The 20,370-nt window shown below is 40.7% G+C and carries 20 protein-coding genes; 6 read left to right on the top strand and 14 right to left on the bottom strand.

Annotated features, from left to right (window positions below; translation table 11 throughout):
• Positions 1–106: 106 nt before the first annotated feature.
• From G0Q07_RS14000 to G0Q07_RS13975, 6 genes are all read right to left on the bottom strand, one after another.
• Positions 107–1,507, bottom strand: coding sequence for a dicarboxylate/amino acid:cation symporter (locus G0Q07_RS14000; RefSeq protein WP_203532549.1), 1,401 nt, complete (start codon positions 1,505–1,507; stop codon positions 107–109).
• 190 nt (positions 1,508–1,697) lie between these two features.
• Positions 1,698–2,957: a threonine ammonia-lyase gene (gene ilvA, locus G0Q07_RS13995; protein WP_163347173.1), complete on the bottom strand. Its 1,260-nt coding sequence runs from the start codon at positions 2,955–2,957 to the stop codon at positions 1,698–1,700.
• Between the two features lie 61 nt (positions 2,958–3,018).
• Positions 3,019–3,387 (bottom strand): diacylglycerol kinase family protein, encoded by a 369-nt coding sequence (locus G0Q07_RS13990; protein WP_163347165.1) that lies wholly within the window; start codon positions 3,385–3,387, stop codon positions 3,019–3,021.
• Between the two features lie 172 nt (positions 3,388–3,559).
• A complete protein-coding gene (gene creD, locus G0Q07_RS13985; RefSeq protein WP_163347163.1) occupies positions 3,560–4,900 on the bottom strand; it encodes a cell envelope integrity protein CreD in 1,341 nt (446 codons plus the stop codon).
• Positions 4,901–4,952: 52 nt separating this feature from the next.
• A complete protein-coding gene (locus G0Q07_RS13980) occupies positions 4,953–5,264 on the bottom strand; it encodes a winged helix-turn-helix domain-containing protein (RefSeq protein ID WP_163347161.1) in 312 nt (103 codons plus the stop codon).
• On the bottom strand, positions 5,261–5,884 hold the full coding sequence (locus G0Q07_RS13975) for a hypothetical protein (RefSeq protein ID WP_163347159.1): 624 nt from the start codon (positions 5,882–5,884) through the stop codon (positions 5,261–5,263). The genes G0Q07_RS13980 and G0Q07_RS13975 overlap by 4 nt, the downstream gene beginning before the upstream one ends.
• 202 nt (positions 5,885–6,086) lie before the next feature.
• Between G0Q07_RS13975 and G0Q07_RS13970 the strand changes: the two genes are divergently transcribed.
• Complete coding sequence (locus tag G0Q07_RS13970; RefSeq protein ID WP_163347157.1) at positions 6,087–7,031, top strand: CPBP family intramembrane glutamic endopeptidase; 945 nt, start codon at positions 6,087–6,089, stop codon at positions 7,029–7,031.
• Between the two features lie 57 nt (positions 7,032–7,088).
• Here the strand turns inward: G0Q07_RS13970 and leuB are convergent, their stop codons facing one another.
• From leuB to G0Q07_RS13940, 6 genes are all read right to left on the bottom strand, one after another.
• Positions 7,089–8,153, bottom strand: coding sequence for a 3-isopropylmalate dehydrogenase (leuB, locus tag G0Q07_RS13965; protein WP_163347155.1), 1,065 nt, complete (start codon positions 8,151–8,153; stop codon positions 7,089–7,091).
• 144 nt (positions 8,154–8,297) lie between these two features.
• Positions 8,298–9,878 carry an alpha-isopropylmalate synthase regulatory domain-containing protein gene (locus G0Q07_RS13960; RefSeq protein ID WP_203532548.1) on the bottom strand — a complete coding sequence of 527 codons (1,581 nt, stop codon included), beginning with the start codon at positions 9,876–9,878 and terminating at the stop codon, positions 8,298–8,300.
• 125 nt (positions 9,879–10,003) lie between these two features.
• Positions 10,004–10,591 (bottom strand): 3-isopropylmalate dehydratase small subunit, encoded by a 588-nt coding sequence (gene leuD / locus G0Q07_RS13955; protein WP_163347152.1) that lies wholly within the window; start codon positions 10,589–10,591, stop codon positions 10,004–10,006.
• 64 nt (positions 10,592–10,655) lie between these two features.
• Positions 10,656–11,027 carry a four helix bundle protein gene (locus G0Q07_RS13950; RefSeq protein WP_163347150.1) on the bottom strand — a complete coding sequence of 124 codons (372 nt, stop codon included), beginning with the start codon at positions 11,025–11,027 and terminating at the stop codon, positions 10,656–10,658.
• A gap of 44 nt (positions 11,028–11,071) precedes the next feature.
• Entirely contained in the window at positions 11,072–12,475 is a 1,404-nt protein-coding gene (gene leuC / locus G0Q07_RS13945) for a 3-isopropylmalate dehydratase large subunit (protein ID WP_163347148.1), read from the bottom strand.
• A 112-nt stretch (positions 12,476–12,587) separates the two neighbouring features.
• Positions 12,588–14,093, bottom strand: a complete 1,506-nt coding sequence (locus tag G0Q07_RS13940; protein WP_163347141.1) for a 2-isopropylmalate synthase — start codon at positions 14,091–14,093, stop codon at positions 12,588–12,590.
• Between the two features lie 781 nt (positions 14,094–14,874).
• Here G0Q07_RS13940 and G0Q07_RS13935 point away from each other — a divergent pair.
• The 5 genes from G0Q07_RS13935 (at position 14,875) to G0Q07_RS13920 (ending at position 17,290) form a co-directional block, all read left to right on the top strand.
• Positions 14,875–15,342, top strand: a complete 468-nt coding sequence (locus G0Q07_RS13935) for a hypothetical protein (protein ID WP_163347132.1) — start codon at positions 14,875–14,877, stop codon at positions 15,340–15,342.
• A gap of 195 nt (positions 15,343–15,537) precedes the next feature.
• Positions 15,538–15,849, top strand: a complete 312-nt coding sequence (locus G0Q07_RS13930) for a hypothetical protein (protein ID WP_163347130.1) — start codon at positions 15,538–15,540, stop codon at positions 15,847–15,849.
• A 14-nt stretch (positions 15,850–15,863) separates the two neighbouring features.
• Positions 15,864–16,118, top strand: a complete 255-nt coding sequence (locus G0Q07_RS21330; RefSeq protein WP_203532547.1) for a transposase — start codon at positions 15,864–15,866, stop codon at positions 16,116–16,118.
• Positions 16,042–16,416 (top strand): hypothetical protein, encoded by a 375-nt coding sequence (locus G0Q07_RS13925; RefSeq protein WP_203532771.1) that lies wholly within the window; start codon positions 16,042–16,044, stop codon positions 16,414–16,416. The genes G0Q07_RS21330 and G0Q07_RS13925 overlap by 77 nt, the downstream gene beginning before the upstream one ends.
• 196 nt (positions 16,417–16,612) lie before the next feature.
• On the top strand, positions 16,613–17,290 hold the full coding sequence (locus tag G0Q07_RS13920) for a DUF6261 family protein (protein WP_163347128.1): 678 nt from the start codon (positions 16,613–16,615) through the stop codon (positions 17,288–17,290).
• A gap of 526 nt (positions 17,291–17,816) precedes the next feature.
• Here G0Q07_RS13920 and G0Q07_RS13915 read toward each other — a convergent pair.
• Positions 17,817–19,364, bottom strand: a complete 1,548-nt coding sequence (locus G0Q07_RS13915) for an OstA-like protein (protein WP_163347125.1) — start codon at positions 19,362–19,364, stop codon at positions 17,817–17,819.
• 32 nt (positions 19,365–19,396) lie between these two features.
• Positions 19,397–20,359, bottom strand: a complete 963-nt coding sequence (locus G0Q07_RS13910) for an AAA family ATPase (protein ID WP_163347122.1) — start codon at positions 20,357–20,359, stop codon at positions 19,397–19,399.
• Positions 20,360–20,370: the final 11 nt, after the last annotated feature.

Genomic DNA, 20,370 nt, shown 5'->3' with positions numbered 1-20,370 from the left:
CTTTTTGCACGGCCACGCTTGTTTCTTCGTTTTCCGACTGAGCTACGGTAAACAGCTCCACAAGTGTAGCTCTTTAGATTAATTGAAAAAAATGTATGGAGTGAACCTATTTTTTGTTTATTCCTGTTGACGTTTTATCTACCAAAGTACACACTGTTGCGTCGCCTGTTACATTTACCACAGTACGCATCATATCTAAAATTCTATCAACGGGTAAAATAATCGCAATCCATGCCGGGTTTAAGCCAACCGATTGCAATACAACCATCAGCATTACCAGTCCGGCACTGGGAATTGCCGCCGAGCCAATGCTTGCTAAAGTAGCTGTGAGCACTACGGTAAGTTGTTGCCCCAAACTTAAATCAATCATGTGCATTTGGGCCAGAAATATAACAGCCACCGCTTGATATAAGCTTGTTCCGTCCATATTTATTGTGGCGCCAATTGGTAAAACAAAACTCACTGTCTTTTTATCAATCTTTAGGTTCTCTTCAACGCATTCCATTGTTACCGGAAGGGTTGCAGCACTCGAACTGGATGAAAATGCCAGCACCTGGGCAGGGCTAATCCCTCTGAAAAAGTCGCGGTATTTAATATTTACACCAAATGCTTTAAGTAAGAGCGGGTATAAAACAAATGCCATAATCAGCAATCCTCCAAATACGATAACCGAATACCACGTTAATCCCATAAAGAGTTCAAGCACTTTTCGAATGTCGTCGCCTGCAATGTCGTTTACCACACCAGCCATTAAAGCAAAAACAAAATAGGGCGAAGCTATCATTATTATATCTATCATTTTAATGAAAGCATCAGACATCCCATTTACGAGCTGAATTATGGGATCAGCCTTTTTGGGCTTAATGTACAACAGTGCTATCCCGAAAAATATAGCAAAGAATATAATTTGAAGCATGGAACCGTTACCCGATAAAGCATTAAATATATTCTCGGGGATTATATCCACCAGAGCTTGTAACGGGCCTTTTTCTTTTTGCGGAGGTTGTACAATATCTTCAGGATTTACTTCTGAGCTACTTGCTATATTATCTCTGTTTTTTAATGCTTCCTTGTAGAGTTTGTTATTGTTTAATGCAGGATTTGCAATGCTTTCAATATTGTTATCCTCTGCCCAAATTTCATAGGCAATTCTACTTTCAACACGTACCTCTTCTGATAATTTTTTTCCGGGAGAGATTGTATTGACCAGCAATAGTCCTAAAGCAACTGCCATAAAAGTAGTACCGATGTAAAAGGAGAGTGTTTTTAATCCCATTTTACCCAAATCTTTAGGATTGCCTAAACCTACAATTCCTCCAATAATTGAGAATAAAATAAGAGGAATGGCAATAAGTTTAAGCAGGGCAATAAAAATATCTCCAAATGGGGCAATCCAGTTGTTGGTAAAATTACTCCATCCGAGATAACTCGATAACAAAGCCCATATTATACCTAAAAATAAAGCAATTACTATTTGGAGGTAGAGAGGAATATTTCGGATTTTCATGAACAGGTTTTTTCGATTTCAAATAAAGAGTCGCTAATTTATCTTTTTTTAGAGACCTGGCAAAGCTATTTCTATCTGCGCTTGCCAATTGTGAAACTGAATCATGTAATTATTGAAATAATACTTATCTTTTTAGCTATAATGGTTGTTTTGACTACTCCAAAATTTTAAATGGTTTTGTAAATATTCATTATATCAAAAACTGAAAAAGATCAGGTTTTTCGTTTAGGTACTCGTAAATAAACCCATTTTCTTCCATGCGTTTTATAAGCCCTTCAAAATCTTCTTTTTTCTGAATTTCTATTCCGATTACTGCAGGACCTTTTTCACGATTTGTTTTTTTCGAGTATTCAAAATGGGTAACATCGTCGGTGGGGCCAAGTACCACATCAACAAAAGTACGCAGGGCACCGGCACGTTGCGGAAAACGAACAATAAAATAATGTTTTAGGCCTTCGTATAGCAACGATCGTTCTTTTATCTCTTCGGTGCGGGTGATGTCGTTATTACTGCCACTAACAATACAAACTACGTTTTTTCCTTTAATTTGATCGCGATAAAAATCAAGCGCGGCAATCGACAGTGCCCCTGCCGGTTCAATAACAATGGCATCGCGGTTGTACAATTCCAGAATCTTCGTACATATTTTCCCTTCAGGTACGGGGCGATATTCGTCAATAACCTGTTTGCATATTTCGAAAGTAACATTGCCAACACGCTGAACGGCGGCACCATCAACAAACTTGTCTATTTTTTCCAGCTTGATTACTTTATTTGCCTCCAGCGATTTTTGCATCGATGGTGCCCCGGCAGGTTCTACTCCAACAATTTTTGTGTTCGGACTAATTTGTTTAAAACAAGCGCCAACACCTGCTGCCAAACCACCACCACCAATTGGAATAAACAGATAGTCGATCGTTTCTTTCGCATCCTGCAAAATTTCCAATCCAACTGTTGCCTGCCCTTCAATAATTTGAGGATCGTCGAATGGATGGATGAACGACATGCCCGTTTTCTGGCAATCTTCAAGTGCTGCACGGTGGGCATCGTCGTAAGTGTCGCCGGTAATAATCACCTCCACATGGGTTTTGCCAAACATTTTTACCTGCTTAATTTTTTGTTTAGGTGTTGTTGATGGCATGTATATTTTACCATCAATTCCTAAAAGTCGGCACGAATAGGCAACTCCCTGGGCATGGTTTCCCGCACTGGCACACACCACTCCTTTTTTGCGTTCGGCATCGGAAAGATGCGCAATTTTATTGTAAGCGCCACGAATTTTATAGGAACGGACAATCTGCAGATCTTCGCGTTTTAAATATACGTTGGCCTTGTATTCTTCCGATAAATTCAGGTTTTTCTGAAGTGGCGTGTGAAGCACTATTTCGCTAAGGTTGTGTTTTGCCGTTGTAATATCCTGCAATTGGGGAAAATATTTTGAGTCGCTCATTTTGCAATTTTTGTGCAAAGATAAGTTGGAAGCTGCCAAAAGCAAACTAAGCAGTGCTATTTTATAGCTTTGGCAGGAAGATCAAGATCCCTGCTACTGCTGCCATAACCGTGGCAATTACAACAGCAGCTGCTGAAATATCTTTTATAACCTTGATATTGATATTTTGTTGCGCACACATAAAGTTACAAATGCGTTCAATTCCTGAATTAAAAGCTTCTGCACCTAACACAAAACCAATGGCAAAAATGATGAAGATCCATTCAGTGAGTTCCAACTTTACAACCCATCCCAGAATTAGTACGAAACAGGCAATCACCAAATGGATTCGAAAATGTATTTCTGTTTTCCAGAGCGATATAATTCCATGAAATGCATGTTGAAAGCTTTTGAGTCTTTGATTTACCGAATGTACTAAGGACGTTTTCATCTGTTAAAAATTTTTTGATTTCTGAATGTTCAAAAAATTTGAATACATTCAGGAACTCACATAAATTTTAATCATTCTTATTTGTGAATCTAGAATGAGGAAAATTCATGTTCGTTTCATATTTTCTGTTTATATAACCTCCTTCCGAAGGATACGAAAGGAGGCGTTGAGCTTATTCTTTATACCAATTCACCTTTCGGGTAAAAAACATTAATGCTGCTAAGAGTACAAACAATCCAATACTCCCGGCCAGCAGTGCAAACGATTCAAGTTGTAACAGGATAAAAATAAACAGGTAGCAACCCGCTAATCCGAAACTGGTTCCCAGTTGAGTTTTTAGCTTGGGCATAAAACTACGTGTGTAAAAGAATACCAGTAATATTACGGCCAATGCTGCAAGCAGATACGCCATATTAAAACCGAGGTGTTCAGATATTGACAACAACAGTAAATAGAAAATAGTGATTGCCGAACCAACCATAATGTACTGAAACGGATGGATACGCTGTTTCGAAAGCACTTCAAATAGAAAGAAAACCACAAAGGTTATAATAATGATGAGGATGGCGTATTTGGCACTGCGCGTATTTTTCTGGTAATGGTCGGCAAGGCTAACCATTTCAACACCGAATTTTGAGTTTTCAATATCATTTTGGTTAAGGGTATTGTTGGTACTTATCCATTGTTGGGGGTAGTTTCGGTTAAAATGTAAAACGCTCCAGTCGGCTTTAAAACCTTTGTCATCCACAACGCGGTCAGTAGGAAGAAAATTGCCAGTAAATCCGGGATCGTTCCATGCCGATTTTAAATGAACGGTAGTAGTCTCTCCCAGTGGAGTGAACATCAGGTTTTGACTGCCTTTTAACTGCAGCTTGATGTTGAAAGTTCCGTTCAAGTCTTCGTCAAACAGCTGTTTAAGAGGCATGGCAACGCCGCTGTGCCCAATCGGCGAGGCTGCTTTTCCGGGCGAGAACGTATATTGTACATCGTTCCATTTAAGCGTCAGTCCTTGGTTTATTCCTCTCAAGTCGCTTATGGATAATTGCAGGTGAGCATCGTCCCAAATTATATCTGAAGATTCAATGTTCAGTTTCTCCAGATCAATATCCTCAAAATAACCGGCTATCGATAGTTCCGCTTCGTACACATCCACATTATAAATGCTCCTTTTCAGTTGTTTGGGCAGTAGTTTCCCGTTAATGGACAACTCTTTGGGCAGGAACGTAGCGTACCGGGTTACTTCGTTATACTGGCCTTCCTCTTCGTTATAGATTCCCTTTTTGAAGGGAATGTAAAGTACAGGACCACTGATGAGCTGCTCGTTTGACCACTTGCTCATCACTTCGTGCACTACGTGCACCGAGTTGTTCTGGCGTTCGCCAACCAACTCCTGGATCATTACTTTCGGAATCAGCAAAATGATAATAAGCATACCGATTACTAAAAGTTTGAACGACAATGTTCTGTGGAAACTGATTCCGAGGCGATCTAAAATGTTTTCTTGTTTTTCCATGATTTGATTGATTTAAAAGTACTTTGAAATACAAAGTAAATGAATAAAAAAATTATTTGTTTGTTATATTTTGATTGTTTATTAAATCCTCCAATGCTTTTAAATGCAACTCAAAAGCGTTACTGCCGTTCGTTGTAACTGCATAAGTTGTGTTTGGCTTTTTGCCAACAAAGGTTTTATTCACCGAAATGAATTTCTCCTTTTCCAATGCTTTTATGTGGCTGGCCAGGTTACCATCAGTCAATTCAAGCAATTCTTTCAGTTCGTTAAAACTCAAGCGCGAATTCACCATTAAAGCAGCCATAACGCCCAGCCTTACTTTATTCTCAAAGGCCTTATTCAGATTTTGAATCGGATTCTTCACGCTTCTGAATTTTTGTTTTCACGATTTAAGAACATCAACCCATAAATAATGTGAACGATACCAAATCCAATGGCCCAGAAATAAAGACCGAAACCCGGAAATATTGCCGCCAGTAATCCTAGTACGATCTCAACCAAACCAAGACTAAGAATTTCGGGGCGTGTATATTTGGCAGCATTTACCAGTGCTAGTCCATAAAAAATAAGAAAACAGGGGCTAACAACCCCGTAGTAACCGCGTAAGGCAAGCACCGCAGTTAATATTCCTCCAGTTGCCAATGGAATCAGCAGATTGATCAGTAACAGTTTTGAACCCGGTCCCCAAATCGGTTTTTCCTCTTTTTTAGCCTGCCTGACTGTTAAAATGTAAATGGAGAAAAGCGACAGAATTAAAACTGTAATACCGATAATAAATATCGAGGTGAGGACATCGTTTATACTTTCCTTTGGTATGGAGTAGGGAAACTGACTTACAATGCGATGGGCAAAAAAAGCACCGATAAGTGCATACAAACCCACTAAAATTCCTGATAGTCCACTGAGTGACAGGAAACGACTTGAGCGTTCCATAATGTTGCGGATGTCTTTTAATTCGCTTAACAGCTTTTCTGATTCATTCATTTTAAAAGTACTTTGAAATACAAAGTAAAGTATTATTTCTCAGAAATAAAAGAGCTCGAGAAATTTTAATACTATTTTTTTACCGTGGAGTGAAGTGTTGGCTGACAATGAACTGTAAATTTTGAATGAGAACTTTTGCTTGTTCGTTTAACAAAATGTTTTATCTTAGCTGGTACTTAGAACCTTCAAAGTAATTTAAGAAATGAAACATTTATCGCGCGCGTTCGATGGCCAAAATCAATGGTGGAAATTTTTAGTCGTAATGGTTGTGGCAGTCATTGTCGGGCAAATAATTGGCGCTATACCGCTCATTGTTGTAATGGGAGTATCAATAGCTATGAATGGTGGGCAGGTGGCGACTCCGGAGAATCCGATGGATTTAGCTGCGTATGGAATAAACCCAAGCCTTGGGTTGGCACTTATGGTTATCCCGTTTATTGTAACACTGGTTTTGGCCATTGTTCTGATAAAGTCTTTCCATCAGCGAACATCCAAAGATGTTGTTAATGGGGGTGCCCCTTTTAGATGGAATCGCTTCTGGCTTGGAACTGGCGTATGGGGTGCAATTATGCTGATCCTGTTTTTTGTGCAGTTAATTATCAGTCCGGAAGAGCTGGAATTTCGTTTTGATCCGGCTTCTTTTATTCCGCTGGTTTTTGTAGCTGTTTTGCTTATTCCAATCCAATCAGGTACCGAAGAATTTATATTCCGGGGTTACCTGGCACAGGGTGTTGCCGGATGGACAAAACGTGTGTGGGCGGCTATTCTCATTCCTTCGATATTGTTTGCGTTAATGCATGCGGCTAATCCGGAGGTGAAAGAACACGGATTGTGGGTGATGATGCCATCGTATTTTGTTTTTGGTGTGGCATTCGCAGTTACAGCAGTTCTTGATGACGGAATTGAATTGGCCATTGGCATACATGCCATTAATAATACGCTCGGCGCACTATTGGTTACCAGTAAAGAATCAGCGATACAAGTTCCTTCATTGTTTTTTCAGCAGGAAACAGATCCGGTGAAAGAATCGCTGGTTTTGGTCGTTTCTTCGGTAGTCTTGCTGGTAATTTTAAAACAGATTTTAAATTGGGATTTTTCGGTTATTTGGAAAAAGATAGAACCACCCACTATTGCTGATGAGGCATAATAAAATAAAAAACCCTCAGGAAACTCCTGAGGGTTTTTTATCGAGATGTATATCTGCTTAGTTCTTTTCAATCCAGTGAGCGATCCAGTCGCCAACTGCCGATGTACTTTGTGCTGGTCCTTCGGCAATGTCTTCGGTAACAAAACCTTCAATCATTGAAGCCGCAACAGCATCGCGGATCAATTTTCCTTCTTCTTTCAAATCGAAAGCATATTCAAATAACATTGCAGCCGAAAGGATTGTAGCAATTGGGTTGGCAATGTTTTTACCTGCAGCCTGTGGGTATGAACCGTGAATTGGTTCGAATACCGAAGTGTGAATACCAACTGATGCAGAAGGCAACAATCCAAGCGATCCGGTGATTACACTGGCCTCGTCGGTAAGGATATCGCCAAACATATTTTCAGTAACCATTACATCAAAATTCTTTGGCCACTGAATAATTTGCATGGCAGCGTTATCCACAAACATGTATTCTGTTTTTATCTCCGGATAATTTGGCGCCATTTCCTGTGCCACTTCGCGCCACAAACGCGAGCTCTCCAGTACGTTGGCTTTGTCAACCACCGTCAATTTTTTATTGCGTTTGGCAGCAAATTCGTAACCCAATTTTAAAATGCGCTCTACTTCATCGCGGGTATAAATACAGGTATCGAATGCTGTATTTCCATTATCTTTGCGGCCTTTCTCTCCAAAGTACATACCCCCGGTTAATTCGCGAATGCAAACAAAATCGGCACCTTCAACCAGTTCGCGTCGAAGTGGCGATTTGTGCAATAACGATTCAAAAGTTTCAACCGGACGAATGTTGGCATACAATCCCAGTTTTTTACGCATGGCAAGCAAACCCTGCTCAGGACGAACCGTAGCTTTTGGGTTGTTGTCGAATTTGGGATCACCAATGGCGCCAAAAAGCACAGCGTCCGATTTCATGCACAATTCGTGCGTTTCTTCCGGATATGGGTCACCAACTGCATCGATGGCAGCTGCACCCGTTAATGCTTCGTTGTATTCTAATTCGTGATTAAATTTTTGTGCAACAGCTTTCACTGCTTTCATGGCCTGATCAACTATTTCAGGTCCGATCCCGTCGCCGGGCAATAATGCAATGTTCAGTTTCATTTTATTATAGTTGTTTATTTTTCAAGGTATAAAATAGAACTCCCATGATATCACATTCTGGCTTACGTGGCAACAGTTTTGTCATGGTCGTTTCATTTTTTTTAGAAATTTCGGATATGCACATTTGCATGTCCGAGGTTATTTTTATTTTTCGTTTTTTAATTCTTCCAGTCTTGTGGGGTTAAATTCGTTCTCGATTACGTTCAACATCCGGGTAGTTGCCAGAATTGCAGCCGCATTCTGATCGGGATGCAGGCCTTTTGTTTTGAATTCGTGATCGTTGCGCCAGGTAATAACTGTCTCTACCAGAGCATTGGTATTACCGCCCGGAGGAATGGTTACGACATAGTCCACCAATTTTGGGAATATCTTATCAAGGCGTTTGTAGATTTTGTGTAATGCTTTAACAAAAGCGTCGTACTGTCCATCGCCATCGCTGTATTCCTCATAAATTTTACCATCAATTTCAAGCGAAACATTGGCCATTGGGCGCAATCCCATGGTATAACTTATTGAATAGTTTACCACTTTTACACGCTGCTCAAAGAGTTCATTTTCAAGAACATCGGCAACAATATATGGAAGTTCATCGCTGGTAATCGTTTCCTTTTGGTCGGCCAGTTCAATAACCTTGTCCGTAACTTTTTTAAGCGACTCTTTATCCAACTCAATACCAAGATCTTTCAAATTCTTTTTGATATTGGCTTTGCCCGATGTTTTTCCCAAAGCATACTGCCTCGTACGGCCAAAACGTTCAGGGAGCAAGTCGTTGAAATACAAGTTGTTTTTGCTGTCGCCATCAGCATGAATTCCGCTACATTGGGTAAATACATATTCGCCAATTAACGGTTTATTGGTTGGAATGCGAATGCCGGAAAATGATTCGACCAGTCTTGAAACCTTATTCAACTGAGCTTCGTTTACGCCGGTTTTCATTTTCAGGTGATCTTTGATGGTGGCAATAACACTCGATAGTGGTGCATTACCTGCCCGTTCTCCCAGTCCGTTTACTGTAGTGTGAACGCATCGCATTCCGGCTTTCAGTGCATGGAAGACATTGGCAATGGCCAGATCGTAATCGTTATGGGCATGAAAATCAAATTCGACATCTGGAAAGTTTTCAATCATTTCCAGGCAGAAATCATAGGTTTCATCCGGATCAAGTATTCCCAGAGTATCGGGGAGCATAAAACGCTCCACCTTTTCATCTTTCAGGCTCGCTATCATAAAGTGAACGTAGTCTTTCGAACTACGCATACCATTCGACCAGTCTTCAAGGTAAATGTTTACCTTAATTCCCATTTCGTCGGCATAGTATAGTACTTGTTTGATGTCGGCCACGTGTTGTTCCGGCGTTTTTCGTAACTGTTCGGTAACGTGTTTATATGATCCCTTGCACAACAGATTGATCACTTTCCCTCCGGCTTTGGCAATCCATTCAAGCGAAATTTTTCCATCAACAAATCCAAGCACCTCAATTTTATCAAGATGTCCTTTCTGTGCGGCCCACTGCATTACCTTCTGCGTGCCTTTGAATTCGCCTTCCGACACCCGTGCTGAGGCAATTTCAATGCGGTCGACTCTTACGTCTTCAAGTAAAACCTTGGCAACACTGAGCTTTTCACCTTCGCTAAACGAAACCCCTGAGGTTTGTTCACCATCGCGAAGGGTTGTATCCATTATGGTCAGGCGTTTACCTGAAATTTCTATTGCTTTGCCTGTCATTTTTTTATCTTTCTGTTTCAAAAATACTTGTCATTTCGAACCTGAAGAATGAAGGTGAGAAATCTGTTTCCAATGTAAGAGATTTCTCAGTCGTTCCTCCTTCGAAATGACATCAGAATTGAAGATTAAGCCTGTTCAAATTCAGCTATTTGTTCTTTCATATCAACAAGGTAGTCGATATCATCTAACCCGTTTTGCAAACAGTGTTTTTTGTACGGATTGATCTCGAAATCAGATGATTCACCTGTAGCTGTGATGGTGAATTTTTGATTTGGAAGATCGACTTCAAAGGTTGAATCAGGATCTTTTTCTATCTGAACAAAGATTTTCTCAAGGAACTCCGGAGAAACAACAACCGGTAACAGGCCGTTGTTCAGTGCGTTTCCTTTAAAGATGTCGGCGAAAAAGCTTGAAACTACCACACGGAATCCATAATCGTAGATGGCCCAGGCAGCATGCTCGCGGCTCGATCCGCTACCAAAGTTTTTTCCACCAACCAGTATTTTCCCTGAATACTTGCTGTTATTCAACGGGAAATCAGCTTTCGGACTTCCATCGTTTTCGTACCGCCAGTCGCGGAAAAGGTTATCGCCAAATCCTTTACGTTCCACAGCTTTCAGGAAACGAGCAGGAATGATCTGGTCGGTATCTACATTTTCAAAGGGCAGTGGTACTGCCGAAGTATTTATTACTGAAAATTTATCGTATGCCATTTTATTGAATATTTGAATATTAGAATCTCGAATATTAGAATGTTCGAATTTTGAATATTGGAGTTTATCTTTTTTGAAGTGTTTGACGTGATTTGATGAGTATTGACGCTATTTCATGAGCTTCCTGAAACATTTTCTCAGTTCGCTCTTTTATCGCTAATTTTTCATCAACTGCAAATTCTAACCAGAATTCACTCTCATCGGCTTCTTCAATTGATATACTCAGTTTAGAAATGATCATTGGAATAGATTGCGCAACACAGGATGCTCTGTAATTTGCTGCTACAGAAGTAGAACATCGAATCAATTGTCCATGAATATGATTACCAAGCGTATTTTTAGGCAAATCCAAAGAAAACTTCACACAGTCGTGAGCAAAGATTTTTGTTCGAAGCTTCATGTTTTCTTTAAATAATGCCAGGTTACTTGTCGACATCTTCGTTAAATTATATGATTCTTTATTCCCTATTCCAATATTCCCTATTCCATCAAGTCTCTTGGATCAGCAATTACACCAGACACTGCCGCGGCAGCTGCAGTAAGCGGACTGGCAAGCAAAGTGCGAGCACCCGGTCCCTGGCGGCCTTCAAAGTTTCGGTTTGAAGTTGAAACAGAATATTTACCCATTGGTATTTTATCGTCGTTCATTGCCAAACATGCTGAACATCCGGGTTGACGTAATTTAAAACCTGCTTCCTCTAAAATTGGAACAAGTCCTTCTGCTTCAATCTGGTTTTGCACCTGTTTTGATCCCGGCACCAACCAGGCAGTAATGTTATCTGCTTTTTTCTTGCCTTTCACAAAAGCGGCAAATTCGCGGAAGTCTTCGATACGTCCGTTGGTACAACTGCCAAGAAATACAAAGTCAACCGGTTTGCCTTTCATGGCCTCACCCTCGTGGTATCCCATGTATTGCAGCGATTTTAGATAAGTGGTTTTATCACTTCCCTCCAAACCTCCAGTTGTAGGGATGGTTTGCGAAACACCTATTCCCATTCCCGGATTTGTACCGTAAGTAATCATCGGCTCAATATCCGCAGCATCAAACGTGAAATCAGTATCGTAAACTGCACCTTCGTCGGTTTTTAATTCCGCCCATTTTGTCATGGCCTTTTCCCAATCTTCGCCTTTTGGAGCAAACTCACGACCTTTTATGTAGTTAAATGTTGTTTCATCCGGCGCGATCATACCACCGCGGGCACCACTTTCAATACTTAGGTTACAAAGAGTCATTCGTCCTTCCATCGACAGGCTGGTAATTGCCGAGCCTGCATACTCGATAAAGTGACCGGTTCCACCACTGGTTGATATTTTCGAGATAATGTACAGCGCAATATCTTTTGCTGTAACTCCTTTATCGAGGTTTCCATTGATGGTGATTCGCATTTTTTTCGGTTTGGGCTGCATAATACACTGGCTTGCCAAAACCATTTCCACCTCGCTGGTGCCAATACCAAAAGCAATGGCTCCAAAAGCACCGTGTGTAGATGTGTGGCTGTCGCCACAAACAATGGTCATTCCCGGTTGGGTTAAACCCATTTCAGGACCAATAATGTGAACCACACCGTGTCCTTCAGTACCTAAACCGTGATGAGTAATTCCGTGCTCATCGCAATTGTTTTTCAACATATCAACCTGGTTGCGCGAAAGCTCGTCTTTTATCGACATGTGCTGGTTGATGGTTGGAACGTTATGGTCGGGAGTAGCTGTGGTCTGATCCGGACGATACACTTTCAGTCCGCGGTTCTTCAAACCTAAAAAGGCAACCGGACTCGTTACTTCATGAATAAAGTGACGGTCGATATACAATACATTGGGGCCACCTTCGACCTTTTTTACCACGTGTGCATCCCAAATCTTATCAAATAATGTTTTTGCTGTCATGATTTTATTTTGATGTCATTTCGATCCGTCAGCTGACGGAGAGAAATCTATCACTTAAAGGAATCAGATTTCTCCTCCTGCATCGTCGAAATAACAGCGTTATACTCTAAATTTACAATGCCGCAGGCAATTTGTTTATGGCATCCAAAAAGGCTTCAACCGAAGCGGTTATAATGTCGGTATGTGCACCAAAACCGTGGTAGATCGAATCATCGTATTCTACCTGCATGTGTACCTTCCCAATATCGTCGCTTCCGCGGGTGATTGCCTGTACCAGGAATTCTTCGATAACGATCTGGCGATGAATGATCTTTTTAACCGCTTTGATTGCTGCGTCAACCGGACCGTTTCCATCAGAAGTGGCATCGAATTTCTCTCCCGAAATATTCAAAATAACGGTAGCCATTGGTTTTAAGCTTTTGCCGGTAACCACTTGTAGGTATTCCAGTTTAATGCGGTGCTCTTTACGCGTTGCATCGCCAACCAACAAAGCGATATCGTCGTCGCGGATGTCTTTTTTCTTATCGGCCAGGTTCAGGAATTCTTCGTAAACCTCGTCAAGCTTTTCTTTGTCCAGCTCGAAGCCTAACAATTCCAAACGGTGTTTTAACGCGGCGCGGCCACTGCGGGCAGTCAATAAAATTGCCGATTCGTTGATTCCTACCTCAACAGGATCCATAATCTCGTAGTTCTCGCGGTTTTTCAATACGCCATCCTGGTGGATACCCGACGAGTGCGCGAAAGCATTACGTCCAACAATTGCTTTGTTAGGTTGAACAGGCATGTTCATCAAGGTTGAAACCAAACGGCTGGTTCCATATATCTTCTTAGTATTTACACCGGTTTCAATTCCCAGTGTTTTGTAATGCGTTTTTAATGTCATTACAATTTCCTCTAATGAAGTGTTACCAGCGCGTTCGCCTATACCGTTAATGGTAACCTCGGCCTGACGGGCACCATTCAAAATTCCCGAAATAGTGTTGGCAGTAGCCATCCCCAAATCGTTATGACAGTGGGTTGAAATAATGGCCTTGTGAATATTTGGCACATTATCCATCAGGTATTTAATTTTTGCACCAAATTCGTGTGGTAAGGTGTAACCCGTGGTGTCAGGAATATTTACTACCGTAGCACCGGCTTTAATCACTGCCTCAATTACGCGTGCCAGGTACTCGTTTTCGGTACGGCCGGCATCTTCGGCGTAAAACTCCACATCTTCAACGTATTTTTTTGCGTATTTTACTGCCTCAACACCACGTTCGATAATAGCATCGGGGTTGGAGTTGAGTTTGTGGTAAATGTGAAAATCGGATGTTCCGATTCCGGTGTGAATACGACCTTTTTTGGCGTATTTGAGTGATTCGGCTGCAACATCAATGTCTTTTTGTACTGCGCGGGTTAAAGCTGTAATTGTTGGCCATGTAACCGCTTTTGAAATCTCTACTACCGATTCAAAATCGCCGGGGCTCGAAATGGGGAATCCTGCTTCAATTACATCAACTCCCAATTCTTGCAATGCTTTGGCAACTTCAATCTTTTCTACTGTGTTCAACTGGCAACCCGGAACCTGTTCTCCGTCTCTCAAAGTTGTGTCGAAAATGTAAAGTCTGTCGCTCATGATTTATTGTTTTTCAATTCTTATTTTGCTGTCTAAACTAATATCTCTTTTTCAAATCAAAACCTTTTGGTCAGAAGTCCGAAGACCGGAGTCGGAAGAATTTTTCTACTTCTGTCTTCTTACTTCAAGCTTCGTGCTTTCTTGTACTAAAAAAGCCATCCTCTATTTTGAGAATGGCTTTCTTATATTCAATATTGTTTTATCTACATACCATTCTCATTTTCGTCTTGCTAGAAGAAGAATACCAATAATGAGGTTAAAAATAGAGATGTTGATATTTTTTGTCATTTGCTTATGATTTCATGCAAATATGAAAATATTATTTTAAAATGAAAATGAAACGGCCCTTTTTTGTTGAAAAAAGAAGAATAATACCGTAATGTCCGTTTTGTGTTAACATTAGAGTAACTTTTATTTTACCGAAGTTTCGAGTTAGGAGCATTGAGCCACGAGTATATTGTATCCAGCTTCCAATATTCAATAACAAAAGACAATAGAATCTGTTACCAAACATAAGCCCAAAAACTTGTTGTAACGCAACCTTTTTTTACCTTCAAGCATCTTAATCCATAAACATAAAAATAAAACCAATAATGAATACCTCGTAAAACTCAAAAAAACAAAACAAACCGTTTGTACAGTAAACCACCCACACTGCCGCAAACCCCAGGTTGCCAAAGCAACAGAAACCGACCTTTTTAATGCGCTATTTTTAGGTTCTTAATTCTAAAGAACCTGTTTAAGTACTCTCTACTTTTTACTCATTACTAAAATAAAAAAAATGAAACTTGAAATTTTAAAACTAAGTTTAGTATTCTTACTGTTTGCCTTAATTGGGGCAAGCTGTCAGGATGAAGAAGAATTACCTCCATTAAAAGACAAACAGCTCACAGTAAGCGAAATAAAATCGCAGGGCTGTAAAGACCACCTAAAATCAACTGATACTGAAAGGTATATTGAACTTAAGGCCGAAGGAGAAAACCAACTTCGGGTTAAGTTTATTAATGCTACTCTTAATTGTGCTGGATTAGATACAACTTATGCTATGATCAATGATGGTATATTAAGAGTAACATTTATTGATTATGAATGGGCAAATTGTATATGCAATTTTGATCTTGAATGTGTAATCGATTCAATGGAGCAACGAAAATATACTTCGAAAGTTTCGGCTAGTGGTGAGGTTACAACATTTACTTTCCATTATTCCAAAAATCTAGATTCCACAATAGAAATCTCACCTAATTAAAAGCAATGATATGAAGAAATATTTCCTTTTTTTGATCTTTCTTTTGTTCTCGAATATGTTATTCGCTCAAAAAATAAGTGAAGATCAAGCATTTCAGATAATATTAAATAATGATAAGAATATACATGCTCAAAAGAATGTATTATACTATCCTAGTCCTTTAAGTCCAAAAAAAGAATTAATAAATACTAAAATTTGAAATCCCCAGATTTTATTTCATGGTTCTTTTTTGTGGATGAATTCCCTAATCAAAGTTGGGAACATCCTTGCTATTATGCTTTTGTAAACTCTAATACGGGTGAATATATAAAGATAGAAGGTACGTTGCCGCCTGATCTTGAAGAATTGAAAGTAAAGGTTATGCAGCCTATGCCAGGGCCTGGAAAACTATTTAATTTTACAAAGAAAGAAGATGGAATTAAGTCGGCGACGACTTACGATGCTTCCCCGCTCCCGCGCGATTGTATCGCGTGGTTAAGAACAATTAAAAAGAGGATATTGAATTAATTTTAAACATCATAATGAGCCGTAATTATAAGTTTCATAATCCTGACGGTGTATACTTTGTGAGTTTTGCAATAATTGAATGGTTAGATGTATTTACTCGAAATGAATACAAAAAAATCATTCTCGATAGTTTACATTATTGTCAGAAAGAGAAAGGGATGGAAATATTTGCATGGTGCATAATGTCAAGTCATGTTCATCTGGTTTTTAGGAGTTCAGGAGAGCAGAAGCCTGATGCTTCTGGGAGACTTCAAGCGATATACAAGTAAAACAATTGTTCAGGCGATAGTAGATAACCCTAAAGAAAGTAGACAGGAATTTTTATTGAAACATTTTCAGAAAGCCGGAAGCAAATCATCCAATGTAAAGAACTACCAGTTTTGGAGGCATGATAATAATCCTGTTGAATTATGGAGTACAAAAGTAATCGACGAGAAGATTCACTATATCCATCACAATCCTGTTGAAGAAGGATTGGTTTTCAGACCGGAAGATTATTTATACAGCAGTGCAGCCGATTATGCAGGAGAGATTGGAATTTTAGAAGACGTAATAGTTGTAAAATAATAATAACCACGCGATACAATCGCGCGGGAGCGTGGAAGAAATAAGATTCAGTTTACAGTCTCAGTTAACAGTTTTCAGACCTTCAAGGTTTTTAAAACCTTGAAGGTCTGGATTATCCAAAAAACACAAAACACAAAAAACAATTAACCGGGCTGCCCAAAGCACGCCCACAAATACTCACATAAAACAATAAATTATGATTTTAACTTTTAATCTCTCGGGGCTAACGAATGCCGAATTGCTGTCGTTTGCACAAAGCCTCGATGCCCTGCTCGAACCGCTGGGCGAAACCATTTCTGTTATTTACGATCCGTTTAAACATGCCCTGGTAGTATGTGTCGAAACTTCGGCCAGTGCCATTGCCAAGCAGGTGGCGCAGCAACAAACCGAAGCCCTGGGGGCTGCCGACCTGAAACGCGATAACGTGTTTCGTGGAGTAAAATACATTACACAGGCCTATTTGTTACACCCCGATGCCAAAAAACAAGAGGCTGCACAGGAGGTAGAAAAAGTAATTGCCAAAGTAGGCTGGCACCTTAACCGCGAGGGCTATGATGAACAGTCGGCATTGATGAAAACCCTCTTAAAGGAACTTACCGGAAAACAGGCTGCACACGTGGCCTTGCTGGGAATGACTGAATATGTTGATTTGCTAAACACTTCGCAAACCGAATTTGACGTTTTGCGCCAGGAGCAGCTCGACCATAATACCGAAATGGAACAAGTAAGTTCGATGACAGCCGTACGTGGCGATTTGGAACAAACCATAAAAGACCTGCTCGAAATCCTTCCGGGATTTTACCGAATGACCAACAACGAAACGCTTGGCGTGGTTCTTCCAAAAATAAAAGAACTGATCGACCGCACGGTATAATGGCGACTTGATCGTTACTTTTTTCAGACCTTCAAGGTTTCAAAAACCTTGAAGGTCTTTCTTTTGAAAAAAAACGTAAAACGCTGAAATATAAGCTCTAGTAAATCTGCGGCTAACAACTTTTTCCGTCGGATTGCCAGCCGCAATTCTGCGAGAGCCAACCCGACGCGTAGGATTTACTCTCGCAACTCAGCGAGAGCTAACTTTTTCCGTCAGAAATGCTCTTGCAACTCAGCGAGAGCTAAACTTTTGCAAAAGATTGGCTCCTGCAACTCTGCGGCTAACAACTTTTTCGGTTGGATAAGCCCCCGCAACTTTGCGGCTTGTAATTTTTTGTGTAGGAGTGCCCCGCGCAAACCTGCGACAAACAACTTTTACACGAATAAAGATTTACGCAATTTTGTGGCAGGCAGTGCTTCATTGTAAGAGATTCTTCGCTGCGCTCAGAATGACAGCATTACTACAGCATCAAATATCCAATGATCAAATATAGAATAACTAATGACCAATGCCCAGTAACCAATCACTATTGACCAGTTAATTCTTCTTCCTCAACCACCTCTTTCTTTTCCGGTCGCCAGAAAATATCGTCTTTCGATAGCGGGCGAAGTTTTATTTTCCACTCAAATCCGGGCAATGTTTTTTCGCTTTCTTCCAGATTTAGAATTGGTTTTAACTGTCCTTCAGGTTGCTTCTGGAAAGCAATGGCGTGGATTTTTCCATCTTTAAACCGGATGGATATATTGCTACTTTCGGCTCTGTTTAAACCGATAACTGCTTCTTTGTCGCGGGCGTAATACAGTGTTTGCCCATTACCATCAACATCAATATTATTGAGTTTACCGTTAATAATGTAGCCAAGCATGTCCTTGCCCTTAATTTGGTCGTAACGCCCCGTGTCCTGCTTCGAAATGATAAAACTATTTTTTGTCAGGTGCATTTCGTTGGGAGCATTGGTATGTTGGATCATTTCGATGTAGTCGGCACTAAGCTGGTGTTGTTCGCTCCAAATCACCGGATTTCGGTGCAGCTGAACCAGTGAGTCTTTGGTAAAATACATCAGCGAGTCGCAAATGCCCTGCACATCGTTGCGGAAAAAACGTACGCCGTAGTATGCCATTACCAGGTTTTCGCCATCAATGGTATCGGGAATACTTTTTAAGGTATCGGCATGCAGGAAAAGGCTATCCGTTTCATTGTAAGAAATAAATACTGCCGAGTCGGTGGCAATGGCTGTTTCCTTTTCTTCGTTATAAGTGACTTTGTTTCCCTTAATAATGCTTTGGTTTTCAAAATCCTCAATCGTTACATTTCCTTCGGCGTAGCCATCGCCATTTTCCTGGTTGTAGCTAATTTGTCTGGCTTGTATCGACTGGGTGTCGTTATACACCATTGGATGCAGATTGAGGTCGGCCTCTCCGGTTTGCGTATTATACCACCCGTCTTCGGCATAAAGTGTATTCACCGAATCGCGAATGGTAGTTGGCCCCTTAAAATAGATCACTTCTGTTTGCGTATTATAGCGCAGATCTTCACTGTCAATGGTGTACTTGTCAGAATAGCCTACAACGCTGTCGGTAAAATGTGCCTCATTATCATCAAGGAAGTATTTCCCCTCTTTACTGGTAAGTGTGTTGGTGCTGTCAACAATTTTCCCGAAACAATCGTAGTAGCCAACATTCAAATTCATGTCGTAATCCAATGTGTCGGTATAGAGTGTCATTTCGGTATTTACCAGTTTTACATTGTCTATGGCCTGTGCAAAACTTCGGTCGCCATCATAATAAACTTTTCGTGCATACAGGTGTAGTGTGTCGCCTTCGTTGATATGCACATTTCCAAAAGCATCAACACGGTTTGTGCCTTGGTAGGTGTAGGCACTGTCGCAGTACATCATTACTCCTTCGTGCCGGATAATGACATTGTTGATCAGGCGCTGGGCATTGGAAATGTTGTCACTTTGTTCCAGCGATTCAGCCTGTATTATTTCTACCCTTTTTTTCTCTTGCGAAAACCCGGTAACACTTGCCAGGGAAAGGGCAAAAAACAGAATGGTAGGGATTAAATTGCGCACTTTGGCGCTTTTATAAAAACGATAAAAAGGCATTAAAGCAATTTGTCGATGATTTCGTCGATTGAAATATTTTCAGCTTCGGCTTTGTAGTTTTTGATAATCCGGTGCCTCAGTATTGATGGAGCAACAGCTTTCACGTCTTCAATGTCGGGCGAATATTTTCCGCGCAGTGCAGCGTGAGTTTTTGCTCCCAGTACCAAATACTGTGATGCACGTGGTCCGGCACCCCATTTCAGGTATTGGTTTGATATCTCTGCTGCATTTTCATTCTCCGGACGGGTTTTTGCCGCCAGTGTAACTGCATAACGTAACACGTTGTCGTTTACCGGAATTTTCCGAATAAGATTCTGGTAATAAAGAATTTCTTTTCCTGAAATAACGGGCTTCAACTCCGTGTTTTGTATGGTAGTTGTGTTCTTTACGATGGTGATTTCGTCTTCCAGCTTTGGATAGTCGAGCCACACCGAAAACATAAAACGGTCGAGCTGCGCCTCGGGCAGGGGATAGGTTCCTTCCTGCTCGATTGGGTTTTGCGTTGCCAGCACAAAAAACGGCTGGTCGAGATCGAAGTGTTGCCCGGCGGCAGTAACCGATTGTTCCTGCATGGCTTCCAACAGCGCCGATTGTGTTTTTGGCGGCGTACGGTTAATCTCGTCGGCCAGAATAATGTTGGCAAACAACGGCCCGCGAATGAATTTAAAATTACGTTCGTTGTCTAGAATTTCGGTACCGATAATATCCGATGGCATCAGATCGGGCGTAAACTGTATTCGGTTATAGTTTAGCCCAAGGATTTTTGCGATGGTAGTAACCAGTAAGGTTTTTGCCAGTCCGGGAACACCGATCAGTAAAACATGCCCCCGGCTAAACAGCGAGATCAGTACCTGTTCGATAACTTCGTCCTGACCAAAAATTACGGTTGTAATTTCTTCTTTCAGGTCTTTAAATTTGGCCTGAAGTGCATCTAAGGCTTCAACGTCGTTTTTAAAATTCATAAACAATATTT

Source organism: Draconibacterium halophilum, from assembly GCF_010448835.1.
Lineage (GTDB): Bacteria > Bacteroidota > Bacteroidia > Bacteroidales > Prolixibacteraceae > Draconibacterium > Draconibacterium halophilum.
This window is presented reverse-complemented; position numbering and strand designations above follow the sequence as displayed.